We start from the raw sequence: 17,073 nt of genomic DNA, 5'->3' as shown, positions 1-17,073 counted from the left end.
GCGGTGTCATTCAGGGCTTGGGCACCGCCACCACCGCAATCTTGTATGGATCGAAAATCTTCAGCATCTGCCCATTGTCCCGCAACCCTTGCAGCAACTTGCCGAACGCCTCGCCGCTGATGGGCGCGGACGGACGCAGGATCGCGTAGTGGTGATACACCTGATCGACGCGCTGCGACACCAGCAGCTGATCGGCCACGAGCTCGTTGCGCAGCAGGTAATCGCTCAGGTAGGAACGCGTCACCAAGGCAATGTCTGCCCTCCCGCGCAGCACCATCAGCAGGTTGCTGTCATGGGAATAGGTCAGCGTGGCGTCGTAGTTCTGCGCGAGGAATTTCGGGTCGGCATTGAAGTTGGCGAACTCGTAGTGATAGCCGCTGAACAGCGCCAGACGCTTGCCGGTGAGGTCGGCAAAATAACTTTGCTGGCGCTCGGGCTCGCGTTGCGCGACGAAAATCTCGGCGTCTTCAAGCCCCATGTCGACGCTGACGTGGGGAATGTCCTTCCAGCCCCAGTCCGGGTTCTCGAAAATGGCCATGTCGACCCGACCTTGCTTGAAATCACCGAATCGCCGCGGAATCGAAGTCGGCACCAGGACGAACTGATAGTCGCTCTGCGATTGATTCAAGGCTTCTACCAATTGCGGCAGCAGGCCAGTGTCGGCACCGGATTCCGGGCGCACGGTATAAGGCGGGAAATGTGCGGCACCGACACGCACCAGTTGTGCAGCCTGGGACGGCAATACCCAAACCGCCGCGAGCGACGCCAGCAAAAGCCGCGTGGCCGTCCTAATTGGCGAAGACATCAAAACAACCCACTCCCCAAAAAATACCCATCAATGCATTCAAGCTAGGCGGTTTCGGCCACTTAGCCAGTTTCCTGCTGGCTCATGACACCTTATTACTTCTCTTCGAGCACAAGAATCAATGCTTCATCGGCCAATTGATCGAGGCTCATGCTGCCGCCGGCACGAAACCAGGTGGTGGTCCAGGACAACGCCCCTGTCAGAAAACGACGCGTGATGAACACATCGCCGCGGATAAAACCGGCGTCCTTGGCTTCACCCAACACCTGCAGCCAAAGCGCTTCGTAAATATCGCGCAGCGCCAGCACCTGCGCCTGACCGTCTTCGGACAGCGAACGCCATTCGTACACCAACACCGCCATGGCCTCGCCGCTGCCGCCCATGATCGACTGCAATTCGCAGCGAATCAGCGCCAGCACCCGCTCGCGTACATTGCCGGCCTCGGCCAGGGCGGCGTGCATCAACGCCGTGTTGTAGCGGATGGTCTCTTCCATCACCGCGCGCAGGATCTCGTCCTTGCTTTTGAAGTGATGAAAAATGCTGCCCGACTGAATGCCCACGGCGCCAGCCAGATCGCGCACCGTGGTGCGTTCATACCCTTTGTTACGGAACAGGTGAGCCGCCACTTGCAGCAGTTTGCCGCGGGCGCTGTCAGGGTCGGTCAATTGGCCGCTGTCGACCAATTCGCGCATGACCCCCAGGGCTTTTTGCTCGTCCACCCATTCTCTCCTACAGTCGATCAATCAAATGCGCCGCCCGCCGCTAAAACAGCGGGGTTGCGCGGGCAATTTAAGCTGGCGACGACAACCAAGCAAGCGCTCGGGCAGAAGATATTTCAGTCGTTTACAAACCAAGCGCTTGCTTGGTAGTCTCGATGCACTTCTATCGGAGGTGGTTATGGAAAGGACTGCGCCAGAAACGATTCGCATCGGATGCGCCAGCGCGTTCTGGGGCGATACCTCAACCGCTGCTGCGCAACTGGTGCACGGTGGGCGTCTGGACTATCTGGTCTTCGACTATTTGGCAGAAATCACGATGTCGATCATGGCCGGCGCACGGATGAAAGATCCGCAGGCGGGCTATGCGGGCGACTTCATCGAAGTCCTCAGCCCACTGCTTGGGCAACTCGCCGAACAAAACATCCGCGTCATCAGCAATGCCGGCGGGGTCAATCCACAGGCCTGCGCCGCTGCCTTGCAAGCGGCATGTGACAAGGCCGGGGTGGCACTGAAAATCGCCGTGTTGCTGGGCGACGACCTGCAACCGCAGTTCAAACAGCTGAGCAGCCGTGGCCTGCATGAAATGTTCAGCGGCGCGCCCTTGCCGCCGATGTGCGTCTCGACCAACGCCTACCTCGGCGCACCGGGCATTGTCGAAGCCCTTCGATTGGGTGCCGACATCGTCATTACCGGACGCGTCGTCGACAGCGCGGTCGTCAGTGCCGCGCTGGTCCATGAATTCGGCTGGTCCTGGCATGACTACGACAAACTGGCCCAGGCCGCATTGGCCGGGCACATCATCGAATGTGGCGCCCAGTGCACCGGCGGCAATTTCACCGATTGGCGCGATGTGCCCGATTACGAACACATTGGCTTCCCCATCGTCGAAGTCAGCGCCGACAGCCAGTTCATCGTCAGCAAACCCGAGGGCTCAGGCGGCCTGGTCACGCCGCTGACCGTCGGCGAACAAATGCTCTATGAAATCGGCAACCCCCAAGCCTACCTGCTGCCTGACGTGGTCTGCGATTTCACCCAGGTCAAACTCGTGCAACAAGGTAAAAACGCAGTTCAGGTGCATGGCGCCAAAGGCTTGCCGCCTACCGATCAATACAAGGTCAGCGCGACCTACCCGGACGGTTTCCGCTGCACCGCCAGTTGCCTGATCGCCGGGATCGATGCCGTGGCCAAGGCCGAACGGGTCGGCCAGGCGATCATCAACAAGACCTCGGAGATCTTCAGCCAGCGCGGCTGGGCGCCCTACAGCGAAGTGAACATCGAACTCCTGGGCAGCGAGGCCACTTACGGTGCCCACGGCCAACGCCAGGACAGCCGCGAAGTGGTGATCAAACTCGCGGTGCGCCATCCGAACAAACAGGCATTGATCGTGTTCTCCCGGGAAATCGCCCAGGCTGCCACCGGCATGGCGCCGGGACTGACCGGGATTGTCGGTGGACGGCCGACGGTGTATCCGCTGATCCGGCTGTTCTCGTTCCTCATCGACAAAACCGCCTGCACGCTGGAAATTGATCTGCAGGGCCAACGCCACCCGTGCGCCCTGCCCGCCGTCGATGTGCTCGACCCGGATGACTTGCCCGTTCCGTTCGACCCGCCGCAACCCACAGGCCGCGCCGATGCCAGCGTGGCCCTGGTCAAACTCGCCGTCGCGCGCTCCGGCGACAAGGGTAATCACAGCAACATCGGCGTCATGGCCCGGGAAGCCGAGTATCTGCCATGGATCGCCGAAGCCCTGACGCCTGAGGTGATGGTCGACTGGATGAGCCATGTCCTTGACCCGATCCACGGACGTGTCGAGCGTTGGTATTTGCCCGGCACCCACAGTTTCAATTTTCTCCTGGAGAACGCCCTCGGCGGCGGTGGCGTGGCCAGCCTGCGAATCGATCCGCAAGGCAAAGCCTTCGCCCAGCAGTTGCTGGACATCCAGATTCCGGTGCCCCAGGGCATCGCCGACCAGGTCAACTAGAGGACGGTCGCCATGGCCTACGATTCGATTTTCAAAGCCGGTTTGTTTGCAGGCCAAACCATCATCGTCACCGGTGGCGGCAGCGGCATCGGCCGGTGCACCGCCCATGAGCTGGCGGCACTTGGCGCCCGTGTGCTGCTGGTCGGGCGCAAGGCCGACAAGTTGAAAAACGTTGCCGCCGAGATTGCCGAAGACGGCGGCAAGGCGGACTGGGCCACCTGCGACATTCGTGAAGAAGAAGCGGTCAGGCATCTGGTCAGCGAGTTGATCCGCCAGCACGGCCCGATCCACGGATTGGTCAACAATGCCGGTGGCCAATACCCGTCGCCGCTGGCCTCGATCAATCAGAAGGGTTTCGAAACCGTGATGCGCACCAACCTGGTGGGCGGTTTCCTGATGGCCCGGGAAGTGTTCAACCAATCCATGAGCAAACACGGCGGCGCCATCGTCAACATGCTCGCCGACATGTGGGGCGGCATGCCCGGCATGGGCCACTCGGGCGCGGCGCGCTCGGGCATGGACAACCTCACCAAGACTGCCGCCTTCGAATGGGGTTATGCCGGGGTGCGGGTCAACGCGGTGGCGCCGGGTTGGGTGGCATCGAGCGGTATGGACACCTACGAAGGTGCGTTCAAAGCGGTGATTCCAACCTTGCGCGAGCACGTGCCGCTCAAGCGCATCGGCACGGAATCCGAAGTCAGCGCGGCAATCGTGTTCCTGCTCAGCCCGGCCGCCACGTTCATCAGCGGCAGCACGTTGCGCATCGACGGCGCCGCGAGTCTCGGCGGTCGGGCGTGGCCGATTCACAAGGCGACGAACAGTGAGTCGTACAACGGTTTTCACCGCGCCTACCTTCCTGATGTGCTCAAGGACAAGGAATAAACCATGCCGGTGATCCAGTCCCAGGTAGACCCGTTCAGCGAACAGTTCGCCCAGAACCGCACGGCCATGCTGGTCGGCATCGAGCAGGTCCGCCAGCTCGAACAAAACCTGCTGAACAAGGCGGCCGAAGCCAAGCCAAAATTCGACAAACGCGGCCAGTTGCTGCCCCGTGAACGCCTCAATCTGCTGCTCGACCCCGGCGCGCCGTTCCTCGAACTGGCGAGCCTGGCCGGCTACAAACTGCACGACGACAAGGACGGCAGCTCGGCCGGCGGCGGCTTGATCGCCGGGATCGGCTACGTGTCCGGCGTGCGGGTGCTGGTGGTGGCGAATAACAGTGCGATCAAGGGCGGGACCATTTCCCCCAGCGGTCTGAAAAAGTCCCTGCGCCTGCAACAGATCGCCATGGAAAACAAACTGCCGGTGATCACCCTCGCCGAGAGCGGCGGCGCCAATCTCAATTACGCGGCGGAGATTTTCGTCGAAGGCGCGCGCAGCTTTGCCAATCAGGCGCGGATGTCGGCCATGGGGCTGCCGCAGATTACCGTGGTCCACGGCTCGGCCACAGCGGGCGGAGCTTATCAGCCGGGGCTCTCGGATTATGTGGTGGTGGTGCGCGGCAAGGCGAAGCTGTTTCTGGCCGGCCCGCCGCTGCTCAAGGCCGCCACCGGAGAAGTCGCCACCGATGAAGAACTGGGCGGCGCCGAGATGCACGCACAAACCGCCGGCACCGCCGAATACCTGGCCGAGAACGATGCCGATGGCGTGCGCCAGGTGCGCGAGATTGTCAGTCTGCTGTCGTGGAATTCACGGCTGCCGGTGGCGCCCGCCCGGTACTGGGAAAACCCGCTCTACCCGATCGACGAGTTGCTCGGGCTGATTCCCGACGATCCGAAAAAGCCCTATGACGTGCGCGAAATCATCGCGCGGATTGCCGACGGTTCGAGCTTCCTCGAGTTCAAGGGTGAGTTCGATCAGCAGACCCTCTGCGGCCATTTGCACATTCAGGGCCGCGCCTGCGGATTCATCGGCAACAACGGCCCGATCACGCCCAAGGGGGCGAGCAAGGCGGCGCAATTCATTCAGCTGTGTGACCAGAGCCGGACGCCGCTGCTGTTTTTCCACAACACCACCGGGTTCATGGTCGGCACCGAGTCGGAACAGCAAGGCGTGATCAAGCACGGCGCGAAGATGATTCAAGCGGTGGCCAACGCCCGGGTGCCTAAACTGACCATCGTCGTCGGCGGCTCCTACGGCGCCGGCAACTACGCGATGTGCGGCCGCGGCCTCGACCCGCGTTTCATCTTCGCCTGGCCCAACAGCCGCACCGCCGTCATGGGTGGTGCCCAGGCCGGCAAGGTGCTGCGCATCGTCACCGAGGCCAAACAACTCAAGGACGGCCTGGTGCCGGACCCCAAAATGCTCGACATGCTGGAACAGGTGACCGCGCAGAAACTCGACAGCCAGTCCACCGCGCTGTATGGCAGCGCCAACCTGTGGGACGACGGGCTGATCGACCCGCGGGATACCCGGACCTTGCTCGGTTACTTGCTGGACATCTGTCATGAGGCCGAAGTGCGGCCACTGCAAACCAACAGTTTTGGCGTCGCGAGATTCTGATCGCGGATCACAGGAGAACAATAAAAATGATCTTCACCCAGGAACACGAAGCACTGCGTCGCACGGTCCGCCAATTCGTCGATCACGAGATCAATCCCCACGTCGAAGAATGGGAAAAGGCCGGGCGCTTTCCCATCCACGAGATTTTCCGCAAGGCCGGCGACCTCGGCTTGCTGGGGATTTCCAAACCGGAAAAATTCGGTGGGATGGGACTCGACTACAGCTATTCGATCGTGGCGGCCGAAGAGTTCGGCACGATTCATTGTGGCGGGATTCCGATGTCCATTGGCGTGCAGACCGACATGTGCACGCCCGCCCTCGCCCGCTTCGGCTCCGATGAATTGCGCGAAGAATTCCTCCGTCCCGCGATTACCGGTGAACAGGTCGGTTGCATTGGCGTCTCCGAAGTCGGTGCCGGTTCCGACGTCGCCGGATTGAAAACCAGCGCCCGCAAGGACGGCGACGACTACGTGATCAACGGCAGCAAAATGTGGATCACCAACTCGCCGAGCGCCGACTTCATCTGCCTGCTGGCCAACACCTCCGACGACAAACCGCACGTCAACAAATCGCTGATCATGGTGCCGATGAACACCCCGGGCATCAGCCTCAGTTCGCACCTGGACAAGCTCGGCATGCGCAGTTCGGAAACCGCCCAAGTGTTTTTCGACAACGTGCGCGTGCCGCAGCGCAACCGCATCGGCCATGAAGGCGCGGGCTTTATGATGCAGATGCTGCAATTTCAGGAAGAACGCCTGTTCGGCGCGGCGAACATGATCAAGGGCCTGGAATACTGCGTCGACAGCACCATCGAGTACTGCAAGGAGCGCAAGACCTTCGGCAGCGCGCTGATCGACAATCAGGTCATTCACTTTCGCCTGGCCGAACTGCAAACCGAAATCGAATGCTTGCGGGCGCTGGTCTATCAGGCCACCGAGCAGTACATCAAAGGCCAGGACGTCACGCGCCTGGCGTCGATGGCCAAACTCAAGGCCGGTCGCCTGGGTCGCGAAGTCAGCGACAGCTGCCTGCAATATTGGGGGGGCATGGGCTTCATGTGGGACAACCCGGTGGCCCGCGCTTACCGTGACGTGCGGCTGGTGTCGATCGGCGGCGGGGCCGACGAAATCATGCTGGGCATCATCTGCAAACTCATGGGCATCCTGCCGGGGAAAAAGAAATGAGCGCCCTGCCGGTTTGCCAGACCTTGCTGCTCGAATCCCATAACGGCGTACTGCACATCACCCTCAACCGCCCGGAAAGCCGCAACGCCATGAGCTTGCAGATGGTTGCCGAACTGCGTGCGGTGCTCGCCGCGGTGCGTGACGATCGAGCCGTTCGTGCGCTGGTGATCGGCGGTGCCGGCGGGCATTTTTGTGCCGGCGGCGACATCAAGGACATGGCCAATGCACGGGCTCAAGGCCCGGACGCCTATCGCGATTTGAACCGAGCGTTCGGCGCGCTGCTGCAAGAGGTGCAACACGCGCCGCAAGTGGTCATCACGGTGCTGCAAGGCGCGGTGCTCGGCGGTGGATTGGGACTGGCCTGCGTCAGCGATGTCGCGCTGGCCGATCACCTGGCGCAGTTCGGTCTGCCGGAAACCAGCCTCGGTCTGTTGCCCGCGCAGATCGCGCCGTTTGTGGTGCAGCGCATCGGTTTGACCCAGGCGCGTCGACTGGCACTGACGGCCGCACGCTTCGATGGCACCCAGGCACGGCGCATGGGCTTGGTGCATTTCGTCGAGCATGACGCGCAAGCCTTGGCCGAACGCCTCGATGAAATTCTGGCCCATGTGTTGTGCTGCGCGCCGGGGGCGAATGCCACGACCAAAAAACTGTTGTTGGCGAGTGCGGGGCAGCCTTCGGACGCGTTGCTGGATGAAGCCGCCGGGTGGTTCAGCGAAGCGGTGACCGGGGCTGAAGGGGTCGAGGGGACGATGGCCTTCGTGCAAAAACGTAAACCGGGGTGGGCCCTCTAAAAGCTTCGCGGGCAAGCCTCGCGCCTACAGGTTTTGTGCCGAGCCCAATCCCGCGGCAATCGCGGTACCTGTAGGAGCGAGGCTTGCCTGCGAAGAGGCCATCACATTCACCGCAATAACAAGGGAACAACCCATGCCCGGACTCAGCAAAATCCTCATCGCCAACCGCGGTGAAATCGCCTGCCGCATCCAGCGCACCGCCCACGCCCTGGGCTACCGCACCGTCGCCGTATTCAGCGATGCCGACGCCGACGCCCTGCACGTCCAAATGGCCGACGAAGCGGTCAACATCGGCCCGGCCCCGGTGCAGCAGTCCTACCTGAACATCCCGGCGATCATCGACGCCGCCCGGCGCAGCGGTGCCGACGCGATACACCCCGGCTACGGCTTCCTCTCGGAAAATGCCGAATTCGCCTTCGCCTGCCAAAACGCCGGTATCACCTTCATTGGCCCGAGCCCCGAAGCAATCGAATTGATGGGCAGCAAGCGCCTGTCGAAACTCGCCATGCTCGCGGCCGGCGTGCCCTGCATCAAAGGCTATCAGAGCGCCGAACAGGACGATGCGACCCTGAGCCGCGAAGCCGCACGCATCGGCTATCCGCTGATGATCAAGGCCAGCGCCGGCGGCGGCGGACGCGGCATGCGCCTGGTGCACAGCGCCGACGATTTGCTGGAACAGCTGCGAACCGCGCGCTCCGAAGCCCTGCACGGGTTCGGCAGCGACGAACTGATTCTCGAACAAGCGCTGATCGATCCGCGCCATGTAGAAATCCAGGTGTTCGGCGACCAGCACGGCAACCTGATCTACCTCGGCGAACGCGACTGTTCGATCCAGCGTCGCCACCAGAAAGTCATCGAAGAAGCACCCTGCCCGGTGATGACCACCGAGTTGCGCCAGGCCATGGGCGAAGCGGCGTTGAAGGCTGGGCGAGCGGTGAATTACGTGGGCGCCGGCACCGTTGAGTTTTTGCTGGACGCGCGCGGGCAGTTCTACTTTCTGGAGATGAACACCCGGCTGCAAGTGGAACACCCGGTGACCGAATTGATCACCGGCCTTGATCTGGTGGCCTGGCAGCTGCACGTCGCCGAGGGCCTGCCGCTGCCGTTGAGCCAGGAAGAAGTGCAGCTCAACGGGCATGCCATGGAAGTGCGTTTGTACGCCGAAGATCCGGCCCAGGGCTTTTTGCCACAAACCGGGCGAGTCGAGGCGTGGGAGCTGGCGTTGCAAGACGGTGTGCGGATCGATCACGGTTTGATCGAAGGCCAGAACATCAGCCCGTTCTACGATCCGCTGCTGGGCAAGATCATTGCGCACGGAGCCACCCGTGAAGAAGCGCGGCGCAAACTGCTGCGGGCGGTGCAGGACAGCGTGTTGCTGGGCGTGCAAAGCAATCAGCGCTTGCTCGCCAGCCTGCTGCAACACCCGCAGTTCATCAGCGGCGAGTTCAGCACCGGGTTTATCCCGAGCTGTTTCGCCGACCATCCTTGTCTGCATCCGAAGGTGCCGAGCGCCGAAGAACTGGTCATTGCGGCGGCGTTGTTCTATCACGCCTCGGCGCAGGCTCACCGTGCCCCGCTGGCCGGTTGGCGAAACAACGCCAGCGTGCCCCTGCATCTTCGAATCGGCCTGGAGGATCAGGACTGGCCAGTGGAACTGAACGCAGCGCCTGACTCACCGTACCGCTTGCAAGTCGGCAGCCGAACCCTCGAATTGAAGGTCATTCAGTGCGACGGGCACTGGGCAACCCTGATGATCGACGGCATCCGCCAACGCCATGCCTACCGCCTCGCGGGCGGTCAACTCTGGCTGTTCACCCGCCCCGGCAGCCTGCGTCTGGTCGATCGGACCCAAGCCTTGGTCAGCAGCCAGGCCAGTGTCAGCTCCGGCACCCTAAAGGCACCCATGGACGGGGCGATCGTCGACGTACTGGTCAGCGAGGGCAGCCCGGTCAGCAAAGGTCAACTGCTGGTGGTCCTCGAAGCGATGAAAATGGAGCACCCGCTCAAATCAGGGATCGACGGCGTGCTTAAACGTTTGAAGGTGCGAGTCGGCGATCAGGTCAAGAATCGTCAAATTTTGTTGGAGGTCGAATAAGCCGCTAGGCGGATCCGCCGGCTTTGGCTACGCTCAAGCCCTATCAGGACGCGGATACCAGGAACCCTGCGATGCCTCACTGGCTGGTGATCGATCTGGAAGCCACCACCGATGACGGTGGCTGGCCAGTTACGGAAATGGAAATCATCGAAATCGGAGCCACCCTGGTGGACCGAAAAGGGCGCGAGGTGGATTGTTTCCAGTGCTTTGTTCGGCCACTGCGTCGGCCTTTGCTGACGCCGTTTTGCCGGGAGCTGACGCACATCACTCAGGCCAACGTCGACGCAGCGCAGACGCTGAGTGAGGTCTGGCCGTCATTCGAGCAATGGCTCGTGCGCCATCAATCGGAGCTGGAGGGCTGGGTCAGTTGGGGCGATTACGATCGCAAGCAACTGCTTCAGGAATGGCAGCGACTGCATCTGTGCAGCGTGCTTGAGAAAGTGCCGCACATGAATCTCAAACAGCGCTTTGCCAAGGCCCGGCGCCTGGAACGCCCGCTGGGGCTCAACGGCGCGCTGCAACTGGCGGGCATGCAGTTCAATGGCCAACAGCATCGAGCGCTGGAAGATGCGCGCAATACGGCGCGCCTGTTGCCACAGGTTCTCCCGCCAGAGAGGTGACGGCGTTCAAGGCCTTGTGCATACTGGCCGGCCCTTTTTAGCCCTTTTCGAGGAATCGCCCATGTTTAAAGTCAACGAGTACTTCGACGGCACCGTCAAGTCGATCGCCTTTGGCACCGCTGAAGGTCCTGCGACCATCGGCGTCATGGCTCCGGGCGAATACGAATTCGGCACCAGCCAGCGTGAAATCATGCACGTGGTGACCGGTGCCCTCACCGTCAAACTGCCTGACAGCACCGATTGGGAAACCTTCGCCGCCGGCAGCCAGTTCAACGTGCCCGCCAACAGCAAGTTCCAGCTGAAAGTGGCCGTCGACACCGCTTACCTGTGCGAATACCGCGGCTAAACCCCGGGTTTTCACAACGACAAAGAAATGCCCGGGCCCCTTGGGACCCGGGCATTTTTCATTTCGTGTGTTTATTCCAGGATCGTCACTGGCATGCCGACTTCAAGTTGACCATTGCTGTCGTTGACCAGGTTCTGCCCGAACATTGCACCGTCCGCCTGGGAACGGTATTTCTGCAACGTGGCCAGAGGCTCGCGATCACTGCTGCGCTCACCGGTTTGCGGGTCGATGGTGGTCAGGATGCAGCGCGAACAGGGCTTGACCACGCGGAACTCAACATCCCCGATGCGAATACGCTTCCAGTTGTCCTCGGCAAACGCCTCGCTGCCCTCGATCACCAGGTTTGGTCGAAAGCGCAGCATTTCCAGCGGGCGCCCGACATTTTTCGAGAGATCTTCCAGGGAAGCCTGCCCGATCAGCAACAGCGGGAAGCCATCGGCGAACGCCACTTGATCGTCATTCCGGCCATAGCCCGCTTGTGTGGTGCGCGCGCGATCCAGAGGAATTTGCACCAGGCGCGTCGGCTTTCCAATGAACTCACTGACCCAGGCGCCGGCTTCATCGCCGGCATCGGGCACGCGCAGGCTGTCTTTGAAGATCGTCACGCCCCGCAGTTCAGCGCCGCTACCCGGCAAGGCAATATCGATTGCCGGGCGCCCGGGTGCACTGAGGGTCAAGCCGCCGTCAGCATTCCATAACGCCGACAGCTGGCTCATCTTCCCCACCGTGCGCTGGGTCAGGAAGCGCCCATTGGCCTCGTCCACGAGCATCCAGCGTCGGTCACCGTCCAGCCCCAGTTTGTCGAGACAAATCTGCTGCAGGGCCTCGGCCTTGCCGGATTTCAACGGATAACGGTAAAGCGCGCTCAGACGCAACATGGCCAGCTCCCTGGTGGGCAAAAAATGCCACCCTATACGAGCTTGGTCGCCGAATCAAAGGCAGAAAACCGATCTCTGTTTACCTTTTGGGTCGGGCCTGTTCGCGAAGGCGATGTATCAGCCAATATCAATGTTGACAGTGATGGCCTCTTCGCGAGCAGGCTCGCTACAGGTTGATCGTGTGCAGCCTAAATCGTGTCAGGCCGGCACTTCGTCGAGCATCAGGCGCTGACGCACTACGTCGACGAGTTTGTCCGGCTGGAACTTGGAGAGGAAATTGTCGCAGCCGACCTTCTTGACCATAGAGTCGTTGAAACTGCCCGACAGCGACGTATGCAGCACCACGTAGAGGCCACGCAAGCGCGGGTCGTTGCGGATTTCGGTGGTCAGGCGATAGCCGTCCATTTCCGGCATTTCCGCGTCGGTAAAGACCATCAGCAGTTTGTCGGTCATCGACACGCCCGTATCGGCCCAGGCCTTGAGCATGTTCAGCGCCTTCAAGCCGTCGCTGGCGATGTGCATCTTCACGCCCAACTGGCCCAGGGTGTCGCGCAGTTGCGACAGGGCAACGTTGGAGTCATCCACCAACAGCACTTCACGACCACGGGCGCGCTCCAGCACCGGGTCGTCGAGTTTCTCGCGCGAGACCTTGGCGTTGTACGGCACGATTTCGGCCAGGACTTTTTCGACGTCGATGATTTCCACCAACTGATCGTCGACCTTGCTGATGGCGGTCAGGTAATGCTGGCGGCCGGCGCTGGCCGGCGGCGGCAGAATGGCTTCCCAGTTCATGTTGACGATGCGGTCTACGCCGCCAACCAGGAACGCCTGCACTGAACGGTTGTACTCGGTGACGATGATCGTACTGGTAGGGCCAGGCACCAGCGGACGCATGCCGATGGCCTGGGACAGGTCAATCACCGGCAACGTCTGCCCACGCAAGTTGACCACGCCGCAGACAAACGGATGGCGCTGGGGCATTAGGGTCAGCTTCGGCAGTTGCAACACTTCCTGCACTTTAAAAACGTTGATCGCGAACAATTGCCGACCGGCCAGCCGGAACATGAGAATTTCCAGGCGATTCTCACCCACCAGTTGTGTGCGTTGGTCTACCGTGTCGAGAATGCCGGCCATTAATGACTCCTGGGCTTGTTCTGATGAATTCACTAAAGAGGGTTATCGGCTGTTTTGGCCAGACCTTGACCCTGAGACAAAATGCCATGATCGGGCATTGATGTCACATTAACATCATGCTTTACTGGCGCAGCGATTTCATCTGCTTCATCCCCTGCGGCGCGACCTCGGTTTGCACGTTAGGTTCCCCTGTGTAAGGGATTCCCCTAGTAACAATCAGGCCCAACCTGATATTCGCAATATCCAATAGCCATTAATGTGACGCCATTCTCATTGCATGAACGGAGTCAGGCTTTTGTGTGCGATCGCAGGTAAGTGGCCATCCACCCTCTCGAGTTCCCCAGCCTGCGCCCAGGCCAGCCGGAGCGCGATCTCATGCCGGCACGGCAGCGTCGGGACGCTGGACGTCTTCGTCGACACACACGACATCCCCTCATTTGACATGACGTTGTGGAGATAACCATGCCGAACGACACTAAACAGTGGGCTCAGCGCTTTCCGGAGTTCCTCGTCGAGGCTGAAACACTCCTGGCCAAATCGGAAGAGTGCCTTAGCCATCTGCAGTTGATCAGCAATGACAAAGACGCAATCGATTGCATGCTCAGCAGCCTGCTCAAATTAGCGAGTAAGGCGGATGCCCTGGCCCTGGAGGCGGTTTCTGAATTTTCGCTGCACATCCATGGCTTGTTGAACCACGCCCAAGGCCACATGCAACTGCACGACCAGGCCCTGTGTGCGTTGAAGGACTGCTTTACGTTGATGGCCTGGCAACTCGAACTCATCGATCAGACCACCGGCCAACTCAGCCTGGATGAAAGTGAACAGACTTCCCTGATTGAAGCCTTTGCGTTTCAGGTCGGACAAAGTCATTTCCAGCCTCCGGTTAATTCCAAACCCTTCACGCTTGTTTCCTATTCGGAGCGGCAAGCTTAATCCGCCAGATAACCAAGCCTTATTGCGTAATATCATTGTCATGATGCCGCTCATTAATTGGGGTGTGCTCATGTCAACGACAGCTCGATACAAATAACTATTCCCTCCGTTAAACTTTTTCCATTATGGAACTATCGTCCTAAACCCCTAATTCCTGACTGAATAGACATATATACCGAACGCGACCAACGGTAGCTTAAATGGTATTATGCCGACCATTAGTTGACGCCATTCTAATGTCAAAGTGACTCCAGACGAGTGCAGGCCGAATTTGAAGGTGCTGTCAGCCCCCGCCCTGGATTGCACGGTTAGAGACGAGTCACTACAGCTTTCAGACAGAGACCCGTCATCCACGATGGCCGGTCTGCCCGCAGCGAACATCTATTGGCTCCATCCGCTATGTACGCCAGCCTCAAGTCATTCACCCCACGGCTCCCCTCCCAAAAAAATGCGCGGCGGTTAACGCTTTTGCTGTGCACCGCCTCGGCACTCGGCAGCCTGCTGGTTTTCAGCTTGTCTGCTTCAGTGCCGATGAGTCTGCTGGTACTGAACATGGCGGCACTTGGCTGCGTCTGGGTACAACATTTCCTGTCGAGCAAATCAATAAAATTTCAGCCACAAGAACTAGCCGATCGTCTACTTGAGGTCCAGGAAAATGAACGTCATCGTCTCAGCAGGGAACTACATGACGACATCGGCCAGTTGCTGACCGCGGCAAAACTTCAAAGTGAATGGCTCAAACGCCGGATGCCTGAAGACATGCAAGGCCAGTGCACGGTGCTCTGCGACACACTGGACGAAACCCTTGCCAAGGTTCGCGATGTCTCGGCCATTCTCAATCCCAGGCAGTTGGCCAGCCTCGGACTTGAAGCCAGCCTGCGTGCGCATTTGCTCAAGACCCTGGCCAATACTTCAATTCACTGGAGCCTGGAATGCCATCAACGCCTGACCGGCATACCGGAAGAAATGGCGGTGGCCGCCTTTCGAATCACCCAGGAAGCGGTGACCAATATTCTTCGCCATGCCAAAGCGAATAACCTGCTGATCCGCCTGCAACGCATGCCCCAGGGTTTGGCGCTGCTGATCAGCGACGACGGCCTGGGGTTCGCACCAGCCGCAGACCCCGGTCGAGAGGGGCAACGCGGGATGGCCGGGATGGTGGAACGGATCGATCAACTGGGCGGTACCCTGGTCGTGACCAGCGAGCCGGGCAAAGGCACTCAAATCGAAGCACTCTTTCCCTGGGCGCCCCGTGCGCTCGAACGGGCCAGTACGAATAAGGTTATGCATTGACTTGTAACTTACTTCTGGTGGATGACCACTCGCTTATCAGGGCAGGCGTGCGCGCTCTGGTGCTGGATATTCCCGGCTACGCGGTCATTGGTGAGGCCAATGACGGCTCGCAGCTACTCGAGATGGTCGAGAAGCTGTCCCCTGACATCGTTCTGCTGGATATCTCCATGAAGCAGACCGGCGGCCTTGAAGCCTTGCAGCGACTCAAGCAGGTCCGCCCGCAAAGCAAGGTGTTGATCCTGTCGATGCACACCGACCCGGCCCTGATCATGCAGGCGCTTGAGTCCGGCGCTCATGGCTATTTGCTCAAAGACACCACGGCCACCGAGCTGGAACATGCCCTGGATGCCTTGCGCAACAACGAGCGTTACCTGAGCCCGGCCATTGCCCACACAGTTATCAACCAGGCACTGATCCGTAACCAGAAGCATCAACCCGAGGCTGCGGACTCACACAACCTGACGGCCCGCCAGCTGGAAATCCTGCGACTGATTGTTCGGGGCAAATCCACCCGGGAAATCGCCAATGGCCTGGGCCTCAGCATCAAAACCGTTGAAACCCACCGCTCGCAGATCATGAAGCGCCTGCAGATCTACGACGTGGCCGGCCTGGTGCTGTTTGCCGTGCGCGAGCAAATCATCAGCCTGGACGACTGACCGTTTTCGAAGCGCTCAGCAGAGGCGAATTCTGCGGCAAATGCACGCGCAATGCCGCTGGACGCGCCGAGAATCGCAGGCTCTCGCCCTCGATAGGTTCGCCATCCAGATTGATGTAGAGGCCTTCCGCAACTTTGATCTCGACCCATGGCAGGCGAGCTCGCACAAACATGTTGTCGATGCCGAAGCCATCGGCCAGCAGCGTTTTCAACGTACCGACCACTTCCTGCGGCGCCGGCAAAATGCTGATATCCAGCAGCCCATCGTCAGCCAGCGCCTCCGGGCACAGTACATGACCACCGCCAGCCTGCCGGCCATTGCCGATACCCAACGCCAAAAGCTCACCACTCCAATGAAAGTCCGGCCCCTGCAACTCGCCGTAGGCAGCATGCAGTTCGCTGAAGCGCGACAACCCGGTGAACAGATACGCCGCGCCCCCGAGGACTTTCTTCAAGTCTTCCGAGGTATTCGCCGTGACCTGACTGCCAAAGCCGCCGGTGGCCATGTTCAGAAAGACTTGACCGCCCACCTCGCCCAGATCGATCGCTTGCGGTGCAACCTCCAGAAGGTCCAGCGCCAGAGCGGGTTCGAGCGGCACACCGGCGGCACGCGCAAAATCGTTCGCGGTGCCCAGCGGCATCAGCACCAGACTGGCCTGCGTCGAATGCGCTGCCATGGCCTCGGCGATATCACGCAAGGTGCCATCACCGCCGCCGGCAATCAGTTGCGTATAGCCCGCGCTCAAGGCTTCTTCCACCAGCCGCTGCGCGTCACCCGCCTCCCAGGTCAGTCGGACGGCCAACTCCCAGCCCTGCTGGCGTTTAACGTCGACGGCCGCACGGACCTCCTCGTTGAGCGCCTGCTTGCCATGCAGAATCAACAGCGCTTTGCGCTCACTCATTATTGCCGCTCCCATGTTTGGACTCCGTATGAGAGATGTTGACCTCACCACCGCCTATAAAAGTCGCAGGGATTTGAATTTTTTTGAGCCGTACAGCCCTGTGGTCCTACAGCGCGGGAAATTTTCTTACAACATGTGCGGAATCGGCTCAATTGACCAACCTTGGCGATTGGTACACCTTGAGGTCCGCGGCATCAGTCATCAACATTCAATACACAGGGATGTGAAAACC

Annotated in this window: 16 protein-coding genes; 11 read left to right on the top strand and 5 right to left on the bottom strand. The window is 60.3% G+C overall.

All coding sequences use genetic code 11. The features are described 5' to 3' along the window. Window positions 1-10 precede the first annotated feature (10 nt). Window positions 11-805: an ABC transporter substrate-binding protein gene (locus HP062_RS30105; RefSeq protein WP_172792463.1), complete on the bottom strand. Its 795-nt coding sequence runs from the start codon at window positions 803-805 to the stop codon at window positions 11-13. Between the two features lie 95 nt (window positions 806-900). Then, complete coding sequence (locus tag HP062_RS30100) at window positions 901-1,524, bottom strand: TetR/AcrR family transcriptional regulator (RefSeq protein WP_010461210.1); 624 nt, start codon at window positions 1,522-1,524, stop codon at window positions 901-903. Between the two features lie 178 nt (window positions 1,525-1,702). Between HP062_RS30100 and HP062_RS30095 the strand changes: the two genes are divergently transcribed. The 8 genes from HP062_RS30095 (at window position 1,703) to HP062_RS30060 (ending at window position 11,046) form a co-directional block, all read left to right on the top strand. After that, window positions 1,703-3,505, top strand: a complete 1,803-nt coding sequence (locus HP062_RS30095; RefSeq protein WP_172792462.1) for an acyclic terpene utilization AtuA family protein — start codon at window positions 1,703-1,705, stop codon at window positions 3,503-3,505. Window positions 3,506-3,517: 12 nt separating this feature from the next. After that, a complete protein-coding gene (locus HP062_RS30090) occupies window positions 3,518-4,387 on the top strand; it encodes an SDR family oxidoreductase (protein WP_083374688.1) in 870 nt (289 codons plus the stop codon). A 3-nt stretch (window positions 4,388-4,390) separates the two neighbouring features. Continuing rightward, window positions 4,391-6,007 carry a geranyl-CoA carboxylase subunit beta gene (gene atuC / locus HP062_RS30085; RefSeq protein ID WP_077747898.1) on the top strand — a complete coding sequence of 539 codons (1,617 nt, stop codon included), beginning with the start codon at window positions 4,391-4,393 and terminating at the stop codon, window positions 6,005-6,007. 26 nt (window positions 6,008-6,033) lie between these two features. After that, window positions 6,034-7,191: a citronellyl-CoA dehydrogenase gene (gene atuD / locus HP062_RS30080; RefSeq protein ID WP_083374689.1), complete on the top strand. Its 1,158-nt coding sequence runs from the start codon at window positions 6,034-6,036 to the stop codon at window positions 7,189-7,191. Further along, window positions 7,188-7,985, top strand: coding sequence for an enoyl-CoA hydratase/isomerase family protein (locus HP062_RS30075; protein ID WP_010461220.1), 798 nt, complete (start codon window positions 7,188-7,190; stop codon window positions 7,983-7,985). The genes atuD and HP062_RS30075 overlap by 4 nt, the downstream gene beginning before the upstream one ends. A gap of 133 nt (window positions 7,986-8,118) precedes the next feature. Further along, complete coding sequence (locus HP062_RS30070) at window positions 8,119-10,080, top strand: acetyl/propionyl/methylcrotonyl-CoA carboxylase subunit alpha (protein ID WP_083374691.1); 1,962 nt, start codon at window positions 8,119-8,121, stop codon at window positions 10,078-10,080. A 71-nt stretch (window positions 10,081-10,151) separates the two neighbouring features. Further along, window positions 10,152-10,700: an exonuclease domain-containing protein gene (locus HP062_RS30065; protein WP_172792461.1), complete on the top strand. Its 549-nt coding sequence runs from the start codon at window positions 10,152-10,154 to the stop codon at window positions 10,698-10,700. 61 nt (window positions 10,701-10,761) lie between these two features. Next, entirely contained in the window at window positions 10,762-11,046 is a 285-nt protein-coding gene (locus tag HP062_RS30060) for a pyrimidine/purine nucleoside phosphorylase (RefSeq protein ID WP_010461229.1), read from the top strand. 71 nt (window positions 11,047-11,117) lie between these two features. On the opposite strand, the gene HP062_RS30055 is transcribed toward HP062_RS30060, so the two are convergent. Both HP062_RS30055 and HP062_RS30050 read right to left on the bottom strand, forming a co-directional pair. Then, the gene (locus tag HP062_RS30055) at window positions 11,118-11,924 is read right to left on the bottom strand and encodes an MOSC domain-containing protein (RefSeq protein ID WP_077747902.1); all 807 of its coding nucleotides are present in this window, start codon (window positions 11,922-11,924) and stop codon (window positions 11,118-11,120) included. 198 nt (window positions 11,925-12,122) lie between these two features. Beyond that, complete coding sequence (locus HP062_RS30050; protein WP_010461233.1) at window positions 12,123-13,058, bottom strand: chemotaxis protein CheV; 936 nt, start codon at window positions 13,056-13,058, stop codon at window positions 12,123-12,125. Window positions 13,059-13,520: 462 nt separating this feature from the next. Between HP062_RS30050 and HP062_RS30045 the strand changes: the two genes are divergently transcribed. The 3 genes from HP062_RS30045 to HP062_RS30035 all read left to right on the top strand — a co-directional run bounded on the left by HP062_RS30045 (window position 13,521) and on the right by HP062_RS30035 (window position 15,940). Then, complete coding sequence (locus tag HP062_RS30045; protein ID WP_010461234.1) at window positions 13,521-13,991, top strand: hypothetical protein; 471 nt, start codon at window positions 13,521-13,523, stop codon at window positions 13,989-13,991. 399 nt (window positions 13,992-14,390) lie between these two features. Continuing rightward, window positions 14,391-15,284, top strand: a complete 894-nt coding sequence (locus tag HP062_RS30040; RefSeq protein WP_077747904.1) for a sensor histidine kinase — start codon at window positions 14,391-14,393, stop codon at window positions 15,282-15,284. Further along, a complete protein-coding gene (locus tag HP062_RS30035) occupies window positions 15,281-15,940 on the top strand; it encodes a response regulator transcription factor (protein ID WP_010461240.1) in 660 nt (219 codons plus the stop codon). Before HP062_RS30040 ends, HP062_RS30035 begins: the two co-directional genes overlap by 4 nt. Here the strand turns inward: HP062_RS30035 and yegS are convergent. Next, window positions 15,924-16,841 carry a lipid kinase YegS gene (gene yegS, locus HP062_RS30030; protein WP_010461241.1) on the bottom strand — a complete coding sequence of 306 codons (918 nt, stop codon included), beginning with the start codon at window positions 16,839-16,841 and terminating at the stop codon, window positions 15,924-15,926. The genes HP062_RS30035 and yegS overlap by 17 nt on opposite strands. Between the last annotated feature and the right edge of the window lie 232 nt (window positions 16,842-17,073).

This window comes from Pseudomonas sp. B14-6 (assembly GCF_013260315.1).
GTDB classification, from domain to species: domain Bacteria; phylum Pseudomonadota; class Gammaproteobacteria; order Pseudomonadales; family Pseudomonadaceae; genus Aquipseudomonas; species Aquipseudomonas mandelii.
Note: the sequence above shows the minus strand (reverse complement) of the source record. Positions and strands in the feature narration are given on the sequence as shown.

Bases quoted from the DNA above. Each gene is read 5' to 3' on its own strand.
- HP062_RS30070 (WP_083374691.1), top strand. From the start codon at position 8,119: ATGCCCGGACTCAGCAAAATCCTCATCGCCAACCGCGGTGAAATCGCC.
- HP062_RS30055 (WP_077747902.1), bottom strand. From the start codon at position 11,924: ATGTTGCGTCTGAGCGCGCTTTACCGTTATCCGTTGAAATCCGGCAAG.
- HP062_RS30040 (WP_077747904.1), top strand. From the start codon at position 14,391: ATGTACGCCAGCCTCAAGTCATTCACCCCACGGCTCCCCTCCCAAAAA.
- HP062_RS30065 (WP_172792461.1), top strand. From the start codon at position 10,152: ATGCCTCACTGGCTGGTGATCGATCTGGAAGCCACCACCGATGACGGT.
- yegS (WP_010461241.1), bottom strand. From the start codon at position 16,841: ATGAGTGAGCGCAAAGCGCTGTTGATTCTGCATGGCAAGCAGGCGCTC.
- HP062_RS30090 (WP_083374688.1), top strand. From the start codon at position 3,518: ATGGCCTACGATTCGATTTTCAAAGCCGGTTTGTTTGCAGGCCAAACC.
- HP062_RS30050 (WP_010461233.1), bottom strand. From the start codon at position 13,058: ATGGCCGGCATTCTCGACACGGTAGACCAACGCACACAACTGGTGGGT.
- atuD (WP_083374689.1), top strand. From the start codon at position 6,034: ATGATCTTCACCCAGGAACACGAAGCACTGCGTCGCACGGTCCGCCAA.
- HP062_RS30105 (WP_172792463.1), bottom strand. From the start codon at position 805: ATGTCTTCGCCAATTAGGACGGCCACGCGGCTTTTGCTGGCGTCGCTC.
- HP062_RS30095 (WP_172792462.1), top strand. From the start codon at position 1,703: ATGGAAAGGACTGCGCCAGAAACGATTCGCATCGGATGCGCCAGCGCG.
- HP062_RS30060 (WP_010461229.1), top strand. From the start codon at position 10,762: ATGTTTAAAGTCAACGAGTACTTCGACGGCACCGTCAAGTCGATCGCC.
- atuC (WP_077747898.1), top strand. From the start codon at position 4,391: ATGCCGGTGATCCAGTCCCAGGTAGACCCGTTCAGCGAACAGTTCGCC.
- HP062_RS30045 (WP_010461234.1), top strand. From the start codon at position 13,521: ATGCCGAACGACACTAAACAGTGGGCTCAGCGCTTTCCGGAGTTCCTC.
- HP062_RS30075 (WP_010461220.1), top strand. From the start codon at position 7,188: ATGAGCGCCCTGCCGGTTTGCCAGACCTTGCTGCTCGAATCCCATAAC.